The sequence below is a fragment of the Vibrio maritimus genome (assembly GCF_021441885.1).
Lineage (GTDB): Bacteria > Pseudomonadota > Gammaproteobacteria > Enterobacterales > Vibrionaceae > Vibrio > Vibrio maritimus_B.
On the sequence record NZ_CP090439.1, the window covers coordinates 239,450 to 252,513 of the forward strand.

A 13,064-nucleotide genomic window follows, 5' to 3' on the forward strand; every position below is an offset into this window, starting at 1 on the left:
CTGCTTCGTTAGAATGGCACTTCAACCTGCATCATCATGTCGCCTTGGTAATCTTGATGCCAGCGATAGTCCAAGCGCAGCCTTGGCTCCTTGCCCTTTTCGCCAAAGCCTACACCAATGTGAAGTCCCTGAGCCATCAACCACTCTTGCATCGACATTTCATCTTTACGGCGAGCGATTTCTTCTGGCGCCCACAGCCCAATGCCAACAAAGTTGTTTTCATAGTTGCCTGTCAATACGGGCTCAGACTCCTGCGTAAGAAGCCATTGGTCCCAATAAGAGTCTTGCAGCGAATTGGTCGGTTTCTCAGGTTCAATTAACCCACCTAAGGTAATCACCTGATTGCCGATATAACTGAATGGTTTAGTAATGAGTGAGCAAAACGACTCGTCTTCCGTCGTCTTTAAAACGACAGATTTATTCGAGTCACTTTCGCATAATGCGTAAGCGATGGGGCTACTGACGGCCACTGCTAAAGCAATACAAATCCCTGTTGCTTTCATTTATTTATAAATTATCCGTTTTGATTATATGGTCAATATAGCTTATTGGCGACCAAATGTTTAGCGACACTTACTGTCGTTAGGTGATCTACATTCAAACCTTGGGACAAACTGTAACGAATTGTTGTTGACCTGACTTTGACTTTCTCTGGGCATGCTAATAGCGACCAACGTTCGACTATTTTCTGTGCATTATAAAACTTTTCGAAACTGAACAAATTATCCGGCCCCAAAACGAAGGTAAGCTCGGCGTCTGGATAACGTTCCTCTAGTGCTTCTAAAACAGCAAATGTCGTGACTGAAGTGTTAGGCTGATACAAGGCTTCTTCGATATCTGAGCGCTCTACATTGCTCTGCTCTAGGTCATCAATAAACATATCAACGAGTTGGCAGCGAACATTGTAATCCAGCATACTCTTGCCCCATGCATGGGAGATACTTGGCACCAGCAATACTTTGTCGAAATGGCTAAGGGAGTTAATAACGCTCTTGTGCCCTAAGCTAGGTGGGTTAAAGGCACTACCAAATATCGCTATTTTTGTCATATGTATCTCAATAAATCGTATCTATGCATAGATTGAGTGTCACTGTAACTTTTTTTCAGTGATTTTCGTAGGTATCATACTAGAAAACATTTTTGCTTGCAGGAAAAGGGATCCCACATGGAACAACTTATTCGAGACGAGATGCGCGTGCTTCCGTCTATCGACCCACATTTTGAAATCGAACGCCGTGTTGCTTTTATCAAAAGTAAATTGCAGCAGTCTGGATGCAAGTCTGTCGTTCTGGGAATCAGTGGTGGTGTGGACTCAACAACCTGTGGCCGTCTCGCGCAACTCGCTGTTAATCAACTCAATGAAGAAAGTGGTACAAACGACTACCAGTTTATCGCGGTGCGTCTGCCATACGGTGAACAAAAAGATGAAGACGAAGCTCAGCTAGCACTCTCTTTTATCGAACCAACTCACTCGGTATCTGTAAACATCAAGGCTGGCGTTGATGGTCTGCATGCTGCGTCTCACGTTGCACTAGAGGGAACGGGTCTACTACCAACAGAAGCGGCAAAGTTAGACTTTGTAAAAGGCAACGTTAAAGCTCGCGCTCGCATGGTCGCACAGTATGAAATCGCCGGCTACGTGGGTGGCCTAGTGCTTGGTACTGACCATTCTGCTGAAAACATCACAGGTTTTTACACCAAGTTTGGTGATGGTGCTTGTGACTTGGCACCTTTGTTCGGCCTAAGCAAGCGTCAAGTACGCGAAGTAGCGGCGACACTTGGGGCTCCTGAGCTACTTGTGAAGAAAACACCAACCGCTGACTTAGAGGAACTTGATCCACAAAAAGCGGATGAAGATGCACTGAATCTGACTTACGAGCAGATTGACGACTTCCTAGAGGGCAAACCAGTATCTCAAGAGGTGTCTGACAAGCTGGTGGCTATCTACAAAGCGACGCAGCACAAGCGCGAAGCGATTCCAACAATCTACGATTAATTCAGCTTGATCAAGCTCTTAAAGCCAGCAAAAATTTGCTGGCTTTTTTATACCTTGTGATTTACTTCTCTGAAATCAGATCTTGCCATCGGTCAACTTTTAATCGGCTAAAACTTGTGCCATTGTTATAGAGGCACAAGTGATAACTCGCGTGCAAACGCTTCAAGTCACTTGAGCTCATGCCCAAGCTAAAACTATTGTTCACCGATAAAAGGGGTTGCTATGTTAGGCGAAGATCACTCTCTTCTTAAGGAATTTCCAGAACATCAAGAAACGATTTTAGCGCTCACGAAAAGCGATCAAAGCTTTGCTGCTGACACTAAAAACTACAATGCTCTGGATAAAGAAATTCGTGTGTTGGAACTGAATGGTTCACCCATCGAAGATACCGAAATGCATCAACTTAAGCACGACAGAGCGGCTTTAAAAGACTCATTGCATCAACGTATCGTGAGTGCTTCAAAATAAGCATGTAAAACAAAGCTGGTGCCAGTTGGACACTGGCACCCACAAAGTTTAATTAACTGACGAGTTCCACATCCGTTTTCGGCACTGAGCAACACGCCAATACCTTACCTTCCGCTATCTCCGACTCTTGTATTGCAGGAACATCTGGCTGATGCACCAATCCTGACTGCACTGTCACTTTACATGCGCCACAAAAACCCGCTCGACAACTGTGTGCAATTGAAAGTCCAGCGTCTTCTGCCTGCTCTAACAGCGTTTTCTGATTGTTGCCTTCAAACACATTTCCATCAACGCTGATTTGCACCGCTTTGACTTGCTCTTCGGTTGCTGTCGCGACACCAAACGCCTCTTGATGATAATGATCTTCAGCCAGACCTTTTTTCATCATCAAGTTTTTCGCCTTCTGCATGAAGCCATCAGGCCCACAAACGAACACTTGTCGTTGATTCAAATCTGAGATGAGCTTTAGATGAGAGAGACTAAAGCGCCCTTTCAGGCCTTCCCAATCTTCACTCGGCTGAGTCAGTGAAATCATCACTGTCAGTTGGTCGTGTTTATTCTCGAGCAACTTAAGTTCATCAGCAAATGGGATATCATCAATAGTCGAACATTGATGGAAGAACACCACGTTGTTCACTGCGTCCCTATCTGAAAGATCACGTAGCATTGACATCATTGGCGTGACACCGCTACCTGCAGAAAGCAGTAGTAACGGTTCGTGATCGTTATTCGCCATATGGAAGCTACCGTTTGGTAGATCGGCGATTAGGGTGTCGCCCACTTGAAAATTGTCGAACAACCAATTTGAGACACTGCCGCCATCGATTCGTTTGACCGAAATAGACAGACGTCCCGGACGGGATGGACTCGATGATAGGGTATACAAGCGCTTAATTGTCTGGCCATCGATATCAAGCTCAATCGGAAGATGCTGGCCGGCTTTATAGTCTGGCATCGCTCCTTTTTGTGGCTCGAGCCAGAAAGTCTCAAAGTTACGCGCGACATGTTCACGTTCTACGCAGACAAACTCCTGTTTCTGAGCATCGAGATCTTCGTAGAACTCTTTATCTTTATACTCAAGCACCTCAATTTCATCGCCAGCTCGTATCATACCTTCGTTTTTAGCCACTAAGTTCTGACCGAAGAATACGCCACCCCGTTCATTAGCGCGGAAACGAGAAAAGGTTTTTAACGGCTCTTTGCTTTCGCGGAACTCACCTTTATCCACATCAACGGTTGTCAAAATACAGCGCTCACACGGTTTTACTGCTTCAAACTCTACCTCACCAATTTTAATGCGCTTCCAAGAGTCCTCAATAAATGGTTCATCCGAGCCCACCACTAAGTTGGTTCGAAACTGCTCCATAGAATGCGTTTCAGTACTGCGACGATTAAGCTCATCTAACGATCCTTGGCTGATAATAAGTAGTGGATAGCCATCAGCAAAGCTCACGTTATGACCTAGCTTCTCGCGAACACGATTAGATTGCTCACCAGTGAAAAGCAGCTCGACACGCTGCTCAAGGACTTGGCTAAACCAGTCGTCTGCTTCATCGGTCGTGGTATAAGCCGCGAAGTTATCGTTCCACACCGTCGCTGGCGTTTCTTGTAACTTGAAGCTGCTGTATTCCAGCTTCAACGGCGCCATACCTGGGTAGGTAAAGATGATACCGGTCGGCAGCAGACTCGAAGCCACCTTAACCATATTTGGGTATTTACGCGCAGTCACCATAGCACCATCTGAGAGCGCTACCATGAATCGGCGATCAAAACACAAGCCTTGTTTTTCTACCCAAGAAGAAGAGAGAGAAATTCCGCCAACGGATTTAACAGGATAAATATTGATTTGGGAAAGCAGAGGAGATTTTGACACGACTGAGCCCTTTTATTTTTGTCTTCCTAGTTTTGTGCTCAATGGTAACGTCTTTTTTCTCAATGTCCCAGAAACATAGTGAAATCTTGCGCGTTTTCCTCTATCATCCTGTCGCCTAAACGTAAGCGATTGCATTCACACTTTTCGCTGCTGTTTAGGCTCCGTTTCAAGAAGAATCTAACTTGGTGGGAGCCCAAATGACTACATTGACTATTACTCGTCCTGACGACTGGCACGTACACCTTCGTGACGGCGACGTTCTTAAAGATACTGTTCGCGATATCAGCCGCTACAATGGTCGCGCACTGATCATGCCAAACACTATCCCACCTGTCATCGATACCGAAATGGCGCTAGCGTACAAAGAGCGCATCATGGCTGAGAAGCCTTCTGAGCAGTTTGAGCCTTTGATGGCCCTTTACTTGACTGACAACACCACTCCAGACGAAATTCGCAAAGCGAAAGCATCTGGTGCAGTAGTGGCTGCAAAACTCTATCCTGCGGGCGCAACAACAAACTCTGATTCTGGCGTAACGTCAGCGAAGAACATCTACCACGTTCTAGAGGCAATGGAAGAAGTGGGCATGCTACTGCTGGTCCACGGTGAAGTAACCACCCACGAAGTTGATATCTTCGACCGCGAGAAAGAGTTCCTAGACACAGTGCTTGCGCCTATCGTCAATGACTTCCCTAACCTTAAGATTGTTTTAGAGCACATCACAACGGCGGATGCGGCGAACTTTGTTAAGAACGCGAATGAGAACGTTGCAGCGACAATTACCGCGCATCACCTTCTTTACAACCGCAACCATATGTTAGTTGGCGGTATCAAACCGCACTTCTATTGCCTTCCAATTCTTAAGCGCGGAACCCACCAGCAAGCGCTGATTGAAGCGGCAACAAGTGGTAGCAAGAAGTTCTTCCTTGGTACTGACTCAGCGCCTCATGCAAAAGGCAAAAAAGAAGCAGCATGTGGTTGTGCGGGCTCTTACACAGCTCACGCTGCCGTTGAACTATATGCTGAAGTATTTGAGCAAGAAGGCAAACTAGAAAACCTAGAGGGCTTTGCTAGCCACAATGGTCCTGATTTCTATGGTCTGCCTCGTAACACTGATACCGTTACTCTAGAGAAAGCAGAGTGGAACGTACCAGAAACCATGCCATTTGGTAGCGACATTGTTGTACCAATTCGAGGCGGCGAGACCGTAAACTGGAAGGTTAAGTAACCTTCGTAAGCTCTGTTTAGCAACGCCCTAATTAGTAACAGGCCGATCAATAAGGCTCCCTAAGTAATAATGGGAGCCTTTGTTCTATTAGAACACCCAAAAGTGCGAAGCCATGGGCAACAGCAAAGCTTGTAGAATGACGATAAGTTTCGTATTTCTACTTTGCATTCGCACCAAGATTGGTGATAAAACGAAGACTGATAGGCAGATGAGCGTTAAGGTTCGACAATCAAAATACAACCAAAGCGCCAAATAGCTGCCTAACAGCGTGAGTTCTGCGTTAGAAAATGCAAGCTTACTGGCCAAAGCAAGAATAAAGATGATGCCGACCAACAGAAAGAGTGTATTCATTGATTTTTGTTAATGATAATTATTTGCAATTGATTCTAACTCTCAGTTAGTCGATGCGCAACCTATTGAATCAATAACTATGTCCGAAGAAGTCGTAATCGTTACGCCGTGCCGTGCGGCCTGTAAAAATGATGGTGGTATCTGTAGCGGCTGCTACAGAACAATGGAAGAGCTCTCTGAATGGCGCTTTCTAGACAATGAGCAGCGCCAAGACAAAGTCGACCAACTTTCGGGTGAGCAATCGACCCACCAGTGCCAACAATGTGGCGAACCCGCCTATTGTGATATCTCGGCAGGTAAATCAACTTGTTGGTGTTTTGAGCTAGAGAAGCGTGATACATCTACGCTTGAAAAGTCGGCAACCTGTTTATGCCGAAAGTGTTTAAGCAAGTTACCGCTTAAATAATGTCACCCTTCTAGGTTGTTGCAACATTGTTAATTCTAAAATAGAGTAAAAGCCCCACTTAAGAAGGATTAACTACAATATGGAACAGCTCTTAGAAGGCTTCCCAGTCGTCACCGAAATACCGGTGGCTTGGGGAGAGATGGATGCCCTCAATCACGTGAACAACGCGGTTTACTTTCGATACTTTGAAACCGCTCGACTCGACTATTTCAGCCACATCCATCTAATGGAAGATATGGCTGTCACCAATATTGGTCCCGTCCTTGGTGATACGTATTGTCGCTATAAACTTCCGGTCACCTACCCCGATACTCTTTTGGTTGGATCAAGAATTACGGATGTGAAAGATGATCGTTTCACGATGGAATATCAGATCGTCAGTAAGAAACTAAAGAAAGTGACGACAATTGGCCATGCAACTATCGTCATGTTCAACTTTGACACCAACAAAAAAGCTCACCTTTCTGAAGCCCTGCTCCAAGCAATTGCAAATACTCGTGAAGCTGTCGCTTAACTAGTCACTATTTTGGAGGACTTCTCTGCTCCTCCAAAATTTTGTCACAATCTTCACCTGTCTTCGATTGCCACTCACCCTCTTCAAAGCTATGCTTTCTCGCACATTAGATGTTGAGAATGGAAACCATGCAAAATAGCTTTCAATACCCAATCGGCACACCCGGTCAAAAATGGACAGACAAAGAAGTACAACAATGGCGTGAATCGACTTCGGTAAAACGACTCTACAGTGAAGACGTACTGCCAAAGATCGATGCACTTCGCGATACGCTTGAGGTCGTTCAGTACGGTGCACTGTCATACGACGAACAGCGTTTTCCTTTGTTCGCATTAAAGACTAAGACTTGGGACCCGAAAAAGCCTACCATATTGGTTACTGGTGGTGTTCATGGCTACGAGACGTCGGGCGTTCACGGTGCACTTCAGTTCGCCAAAGAGAACATCCACAGCTATGAAGATATTTTCAACATCGTCGTTGCACCTTGTGTGAGCCCTTGGGGTTACGAGACCATCAACCGCTGGAACCCTAACGCAGTCGATCCAAACCGCTCGTTCTATAAAGATTCTCCTGCTGAAGAGTCTGCCAATGTGATGGCATTCGTTGAGTCGTTAGACACTGAGGTTTGGGCTCACGTCGATCTTCACGAAACCACAGACACCGATGAGAGCGAGTTCCGCCCTGCCCTTGCAGCCCGTGATGGTCTTGATTACATCGAAGATAATGTTCCAGACGGCTTCTATCTAGTGGGCAATACTGAAAAGCCTGCTGAAGCTTTTCAAAAAACCATCATTGGTTATGTCGAGAAGGTTACGCACATCGCCCCAGCTGACAGCAAGGGCAAGATCATTGGTTCTGATGTCGTACAGCATGGTGTGATCAATTACCCTCTCAAAAAGCTAAGTTTGTGCACGGGTATGACTGACTGTGAATACTCAACCACAACTGAAGTCTACCCAGACAGCCCTAAAGTCACGGACAAAGAGTGTAATGATGCTCAAGTGGCAGCGGTTGTTGGTGCGCTAGAGTATTTGAAACAAGTACTTTAAACCAAATCGTAAGATCTAAGTCGTAAAACCCAAGCCTGACGCTTGGGTTTTCTGCATTTGACGAACAAAACACCATCTTTTGTAAATCTCTCACCAAAAAACCGACAAAGTCACTTTTAGTTATTTTCTCGCATCAAAAATAACGCTAGGCTATAGAGATAATTACAATCATAAGTACAAGGAAGTCGTCTTCTTATGAGCTTTCGCAGAGGTTTAGCGGTAGTTACCGCTTTGACTTGTTCCATAGCCACGTCTGTGGTTGAGGCCGCGACCCCCACTAGCGTCAAATCACGCATTGACCGTCAAGAAACACCTGACCAAATCCGTGAGTCTATGGTTCTTCCTTACCTATTTAGCACCGAGACCATGGGGCTAAACGTTGGTGTGGGTGGTATGATCAAAGGTATCCACCAAGACCAGATGACCATAGGTGGTACTGTGTTTGGTGGCGAAACCAGTCACGCTATAGCCGGCGGTGTATGGAACTACATGATTCCAGGAACCGAGCGGGTATTTTTAAGTGCTTATGGTATGTTTGGTTACTACCCTCAGCAACGCGCCTACACGACGGGTCCAGAGACTTATCCCCCAGGCTCCCCCTTACCCGGTAGTAATGATTCTTCCAACACTCAGTTTTTCCAAGCCGATGGCGCTTCCAACTGGTTCGACATAAAAATGGAATATGTACTGCCAATTGGTGCGACTAGGAATGACGGTCGCGTAGACTATAGAATCCGTAATGGTTTGCTCGTTTCTGAGCCTTCTGGCGGTAAAGAATGGAATCCGCTGGAGAGTGGTTCAACAATTTTCGTAGCGCGTCAGTTCAACCGATATCAGTCGTTCGAGTTTAATGAAGGTAAGCTTGATGGCACCATTCATGCCATGGAGTTCGGCCTGCTTTACGATAATACCGATTTCGCACCCAACCCCTCGTATGGTAGCCGACAGTATGTCGCCACGTCTCACGACTGGGGCTGGTTTGAGTCTAAAAAGCAATGGGCTTTCCATGAGTTAGACATGAGCAAGTACTTCTCTCTCGGTAAGTCTGACTGGGCGTCCCAGCGCGTTATTGCGTTAAACTTATGGACAGGTGTGTCGCCGACTTGGGAAGTGAACACTGACGCTCAAGGCAACCGTCGTGTGGAAGGCAATCCACCTTATAATGAAGGCGCAACTCTTGGTGGCTTCACCCGTTTAAGAGGCTACGACAACAACCGTTTCCACGATAAGGCCGTGCTCTATGGCGCAGCAGAATATCGTTACACCCTTGCCTATAACCCACTTAAGAATGTGTCATGGCTAAACTTCCTACGTGTAGACTGGATACAACTCGTAGGCTTTGTAGAAGTCGGTCGAGTTGGGTCGTCTTATACCGCGAATGAACTGCTTACTGATCTTAAATATGATGTTGGGGGTTCAGTTCGAGCGCTAATGGCTGGCTTGGTGGTGCGTGCAGATTTGGCGAAATCACCTGAGAGTACCAACTTTTGGATCATGGTCGATCATCCGTTCTAATTGTCGAAAACCAATGCCATTTGATTAATTAGAATGTAAAGGACTAGCTCACATATATAAAGCCGTCATTAGGTGGCCAAGTTTACTTGGCCACGATTCTACAAATCACGCAGTTGACAGTCAGTTGACTGCTTCTTCTAGTTTGCTCTGAAGCTGCGTCTTAAGGCTAATTTCAACTAAATTCGCCCCTGATTTAGCCTGACATACATAAATCGACTCCTTCAGGCCAGTTAAAGCTTCATATTTGTTTTCCACTGTAGCTATTACTGGATCAACCAAATGTGGTGGCACTAGGGCTACTATACACCCTCCGAAACCACCGCCAGTCATACGAACGCCACCTTGCTCACCAACGACCTCTTTGACCATATCAACCAGGACATCAATTTCTCTTACTGTAATTTCGAAGTCATCCCTCATTGACGCATGCGACTCTGCCATCAGCTCTCCCATTCGCTTCATGTCACCAACCGAAAGAGCGCTTGCCGCATCAAGGGTACGGGCATTCTCAGTAATCACATGCCTTGCTCGTTTGACAGCAGTTTCATCAAGGTCATTGGTGACACTATAAAGTTGCTCAATCGTCGCGTCACGCAGTGCGCTGACGCCAATTACTCGGGCTGCTTCTTCGCATTGTGCTCGGCGAGTATTGTATTCACTGTCTACCAAGCCACGTTTTCTATTAGAGTTAATAATCACAACAGAAATATTGTTTGGCATTGAAATCGCTTTAGTTTCTAAGGTTCTGCAATCCAATAACATTGCATGATTTTCACGCCCTTCTGCTGAAATCATCTGATCCATAATGCCACACTTACAGCCAACAAATTCATTCTCTGCTTGTTGACCATTTAGTGCTATTTCAGCCTGACTTATTTCAAGGTTGTAGAGCTCCTTAAACGTCTGGCCAATCACCACTTCTAGTGCGGCTGATGAGCTTAGGCCCGCACCCTGCGGAACATTACCACTCACAGAAATATCAGCGCCGCCCAATTCATAACCACGACCAATCAGGCACTTCACTACACCGCGAATATAGTTCGCCCATACTTTGTCTTTTTGGAAAGCAATTTCTTTTATGATATCAAACGTATCGACTACATTGCCGTTATCGACAGAAAGAACACGAACAGTATTGTCGTCTCGCTTCGCCGCCGCTACAACAGTCTTGTAGTTAATCGCACAAGGCAGAACGAAACCATCGTTGTAATCGGTGTGTTCACCAATCAGGTTCACACGACCTGGTGCTTGCACGATATGTGTTGGTAGGTAGTTAAATACTTCGTTGAAAGATGCTCTAACATTTTGAATTAGATCAGACATAGTAAATTCTCAAACTATTTATCAGTTGATAGCAGCTGAAAACCTAAAGCCACTACTATTATGTTCTTCGTTACCTCTGTTACAACATAGAGGTTATTGTTCTTTGTAATGCACATCACTAACCTCGCGAAGGCGCTGGGTCGCTTGCTCAGCAGTTAGGTCACGTTGAGACTCTGCAAGCATCTCGTAGCCCACCATAAACTTACGTACCGTTGCGCTACGTAGTAATGGCGGATAGAACAGTGCATGCAGCTGCCAATGGTCGATATCCGTACCTTCGTCGAAGAACGGAGCGTAGTGCCAGCCCATAGAATAAGGAAATGAGCATTGGAATAGATTGTCGTAACGACTCGTCAGTTTCTTGATGGCAACCGATAAATCATCACGCTGATCGTCAGTCAGTTCACTCATGCGACGAATATGTGTTTTTGGTAAAAGCATTGTTTCAAACGGCCATGCAGCCCAATACGGCACTACCGCAATCCAATATTCTGTTTCAACTACTGTACGAGACCCATCTTCTATTTCAGCCCGCACATAATCTACGAGTAAGTTCGAACCTTGCTTTTGGAAGTACTCTTTTAGCAGTCTGTCTTTACGTTCAATTTCATTCGGTAGGAAACTGTTTGCCCAGATCTGACCGTGGGGGTGAGGCTGAGAACAGCCCATAGTTTCTCCCTTATTCTCAAACGCTTGAACCCAAAGATAATCTTTACCTAACTCTTCTATCTGCTCGTTCCAGGTATCAATTACACCGCGAATTTTAGTGACAGATAGTTCTGGGAGTGTTTTGCTGTGATCTGGCGAGAAACAGATCACACGGCTAAGGCCGCGTACGCCTTGAGTTTTAAATATTGGATTATCAGGTTTAGGCGCATCCGGTGTGTTGGGCATTAATGCAGCAAAATCATTACTGAACACATATGTGCCTTTGTAATCTGGGTTCTCATCGCCAGATATACGCGTGTTACTTGGACATAAGAAACATTCTTTATCATAAGCTGGTAGCTCTTCGGTAAAAGGTTTTTCGTCTTGACCACTCCAGGGGCGCTTCGCGCGATGAGGAGAAATTAAAACCCACTGACCTGTCAGAGGATTATAGCGACGGTGTGGATGATCCACTGGATTAAATTCAATATTAGACATTGAGAACTCTTTTATTACGTCAGTCCAAAGCACCTATTTCTTCGCCTTGGAGATTGATTTGTGTTAAAGGTCTCTGCACGTATGCTAACTGCAGGGTAGATGATAGTTAGTAGCCATTAGGATTGTTTGACTGCCAGTTCCACGTGTCAGCAGTCATCGCGTCAATACTTCGTGTTGCTTTCCACCCAAGGTCTCGCTCCGCTTTTTCTGTACTTGCCCAGCACTCTGCAATATCACCTGGACGACGAGGACAGATCTCGTAGGGGACCGGATTACCACACGCTTTGCCAAAGGCTTCGACCATATCAAGTACACTTGAGCCCTTACCTGTACCCAAGTTGTAAATGTGTATACCAGCCTTTGCTCCCAACGCAGTCAAAGCAGCTACGTGGCCATCAGCAAGGTCCATGACATGAATATAGTCTCGAACTCCGGTACCATCTGGCGTTGAGTAATCGTCGCCATATATGGAGAGTTTTTCACGACGGCCAACAGCAACCTGCGCAATAAATGGCATCAGGTTATTTGGGATACCTTGAGGATCTTCACCCATAGTGCCCGATGGATGAGCACCCACCGGATTGAAGTATCGCAGTAAGGTGATGCTCCAGTCGTTTTCTGCATGGAACAGATCAGATAAGCACTGTTCAACCATGTATTTGCTGCGACCGTATGGGTTGGTTGTTGCGCCTGTTGGCGCATCTTCAGCAATAGGAATCACCTCTGGATCGCCATAAACCGTTGCAGAAGAGCTAAACACAATGCTTTTCACACCAGCTTTGCGCATTGAGCGTGCAAGGACAAGGGAGCCATTTACATTATTGTCGTAATAGTCCAGTGGCTTTGCGACTGACTCACCTACCGATTTGAGACCAGCAAAATGAATCACCGCTTGAATATTGTGATTAGCAAATACTCGGTCAAGTAGCACCTCATCTCGAATATCGCCTTCAACGAATTTAGGTCTCACCTGAGTAAGAGCTTCGATACGTTTGAGTACTTCTTCCTTACTGTTACAAAGGTTGTCTAAAATTACAGGTGTCATACCTGCTTCTATCATTTGCACACAGGTGTGACTGCCTATGTAACCTATGCCTCCGGTGACCAATACTTCCACGTTGAATCTCCCTATTAATTCTTTCATTAAACAAATACGTTAACGTTAGTGCTGAAGTAATTCCCGTTACCACCAACGGT

At 45.7% G+C, this 13,064-nt stretch carries 14 protein-coding genes; 7 read left to right on the forward strand and 7 right to left on the reverse strand.

All coding sequences use genetic code 11. From position 1 onward, the window contains the following. Window positions 1-8 precede the first annotated feature (8 nt). Together LY387_RS17685 and LY387_RS17690 are read right to left on the reverse strand one after the other, a co-directional pair. Complete coding sequence (locus LY387_RS17685; protein WP_234497095.1) at window positions 9-503, reverse strand: hypothetical protein; 495 nt, start codon at window positions 501-503, stop codon at window positions 9-11. Window positions 504-535: 32 nt separating this feature from the next. Continuing rightward, window positions 536-1,048, reverse strand: a complete 513-nt coding sequence (locus LY387_RS17690; protein ID WP_234497096.1) for a nicotinate-nicotinamide nucleotide adenylyltransferase — start codon at window positions 1,046-1,048, stop codon at window positions 536-538. A 117-nt stretch (window positions 1,049-1,165) separates the two neighbouring features. Here LY387_RS17690 and nadE point away from each other — a divergent pair, with 117 nt between their 5' ends. Next, window positions 1,166-1,996 (forward strand): ammonia-dependent NAD(+) synthetase, encoded by an 831-nt coding sequence (gene nadE, locus LY387_RS17695; protein WP_234497098.1) that lies wholly within the window; start codon window positions 1,166-1,168, stop codon window positions 1,994-1,996. 222 nt (window positions 1,997-2,218) lie between these two features. Then, window positions 2,219-2,464: a YdcH family protein gene (locus LY387_RS17700; RefSeq protein ID WP_042471022.1), complete on the forward strand. Its 246-nt coding sequence runs from the start codon at window positions 2,219-2,221 to the stop codon at window positions 2,462-2,464. A gap of 52 nt (window positions 2,465-2,516) precedes the next feature. On the opposite strand, the gene LY387_RS17705 is transcribed toward LY387_RS17700, so the two are convergent. Further along, window positions 2,517-4,337: a hybrid-cluster NAD(P)-dependent oxidoreductase gene (locus LY387_RS17705; RefSeq protein WP_234497100.1), complete on the reverse strand. Its 1,821-nt coding sequence runs from the start codon at window positions 4,335-4,337 to the stop codon at window positions 2,517-2,519. Between the two features lie 197 nt (window positions 4,338-4,534). Between LY387_RS17705 and pyrC the strand changes: the two genes are divergently transcribed. Then, window positions 4,535-5,563, forward strand: a complete 1,029-nt coding sequence (gene pyrC, locus LY387_RS17710; protein WP_234497102.1) for a dihydroorotase — start codon at window positions 4,535-4,537, stop codon at window positions 5,561-5,563. An 87-nt stretch (window positions 5,564-5,650) separates the two neighbouring features. Here pyrC and LY387_RS17715 read toward each other — a convergent pair whose 3' ends face one another. Beyond that, window positions 5,651-5,914 (reverse strand): hypothetical protein, encoded by a 264-nt coding sequence (locus LY387_RS17715; RefSeq protein WP_234497103.1) that lies wholly within the window; start codon window positions 5,912-5,914, stop codon window positions 5,651-5,653. Window positions 5,915-6,011: 97 nt separating this feature from the next. Here LY387_RS17715 and LY387_RS17720 point away from each other — a divergent pair, with 97 nt between their 5' ends. From LY387_RS17720 to LY387_RS17735, 4 genes are all read left to right on the forward strand, one after another. Continuing rightward, complete coding sequence (locus tag LY387_RS17720; RefSeq protein WP_234497779.1) at window positions 6,012-6,320, forward strand: DUF1289 domain-containing protein; 309 nt, start codon at window positions 6,012-6,014, stop codon at window positions 6,318-6,320. A gap of 79 nt (window positions 6,321-6,399) precedes the next feature. Then, the gene (locus LY387_RS17725) at window positions 6,400-6,834 is read left to right on the forward strand and encodes an acyl-CoA thioesterase (RefSeq protein WP_234497104.1); all 435 of its coding nucleotides are present in this window, start codon (window positions 6,400-6,402) and stop codon (window positions 6,832-6,834) included. A gap of 128 nt (window positions 6,835-6,962) precedes the next feature. Continuing rightward, window positions 6,963-7,883 carry a M14 family metallopeptidase gene (locus LY387_RS17730; protein ID WP_234497780.1) on the forward strand — a complete coding sequence of 307 codons (921 nt, stop codon included), beginning with the start codon at window positions 6,963-6,965 and terminating at the stop codon, window positions 7,881-7,883. Between the two features lie 195 nt (window positions 7,884-8,078). Further along, complete coding sequence (locus LY387_RS17735; RefSeq protein WP_234497106.1) at window positions 8,079-9,398, forward strand: BamA/TamA family outer membrane protein; 1,320 nt, start codon at window positions 8,079-8,081, stop codon at window positions 9,396-9,398. Between the two features lie 120 nt (window positions 9,399-9,518). Here LY387_RS17735 and galK read toward each other — a convergent pair whose 3' ends face one another. The 3 genes from galK to galE all read right to left on the reverse strand — a co-directional run bounded on the left by galK (window position 9,519) and on the right by galE (window position 12,984). Next, window positions 9,519-10,721 (reverse strand): galactokinase, encoded by a 1,203-nt coding sequence (galK, locus tag LY387_RS17740; protein WP_234497107.1) that lies wholly within the window; start codon window positions 10,719-10,721, stop codon window positions 9,519-9,521. Window positions 10,722-10,814: 93 nt separating this feature from the next. Next, complete coding sequence (locus LY387_RS17745) at window positions 10,815-11,867, reverse strand: UDP-glucose--hexose-1-phosphate uridylyltransferase (protein ID WP_234497108.1); 1,053 nt, start codon at window positions 11,865-11,867, stop codon at window positions 10,815-10,817. A 106-nt stretch (window positions 11,868-11,973) separates the two neighbouring features. Continuing rightward, window positions 11,974-12,984, reverse strand: a complete 1,011-nt coding sequence (gene galE, locus LY387_RS17750; protein ID WP_234497109.1) for a UDP-glucose 4-epimerase GalE — start codon at window positions 12,982-12,984, stop codon at window positions 11,974-11,976. Window positions 12,985-13,064 lie beyond the last annotated feature (80 nt).

Coding starts and splice junctions, on each gene's coding strand:
- LY387_RS17685 (WP_234497095.1), bottom strand. CDS start 503: ATGAAAGCAACAGGGATTTGTATTGCTTTAGCAGTGGCCGTCAGTAGC.
- LY387_RS17690 (WP_234497096.1), bottom strand. CDS start 1,048: ATGACAAAAATAGCGATATTTGGTAGTGCCTTTAACCCACCTAGCTTA.
- nadE (WP_234497098.1), top strand. CDS start 1,166: ATGGAACAACTTATTCGAGACGAGATGCGCGTGCTTCCGTCTATCGAC.
- LY387_RS17700 (WP_042471022.1), top strand. CDS start 2,219: ATGTTAGGCGAAGATCACTCTCTTCTTAAGGAATTTCCAGAACATCAA.
- pyrC (WP_234497102.1), top strand. CDS start 4,535: ATGACTACATTGACTATTACTCGTCCTGACGACTGGCACGTACACCTT.
- LY387_RS17715 (WP_234497103.1), bottom strand. CDS start 5,914: ATGAATACACTCTTTCTGTTGGTCGGCATCATCTTTATTCTTGCTTTG.
- LY387_RS17725 (WP_234497104.1), top strand. CDS start 6,400: ATGGAACAGCTCTTAGAAGGCTTCCCAGTCGTCACCGAAATACCGGTG.
- LY387_RS17730 (WP_234497780.1), top strand. CDS start 6,963: ATGCAAAATAGCTTTCAATACCCAATCGGCACACCCGGTCAAAAATGG.
- LY387_RS17735 (WP_234497106.1), top strand. CDS start 8,079: ATGAGCTTTCGCAGAGGTTTAGCGGTAGTTACCGCTTTGACTTGTTCC.
- galK (WP_234497107.1), bottom strand. CDS start 10,721: ATGTCTGATCTAATTCAAAATGTTAGAGCATCTTTCAACGAAGTATTT.
- LY387_RS17745 (WP_234497108.1), bottom strand. CDS start 11,867: ATGTCTAATATTGAATTTAATCCAGTGGATCATCCACACCGTCGCTAT.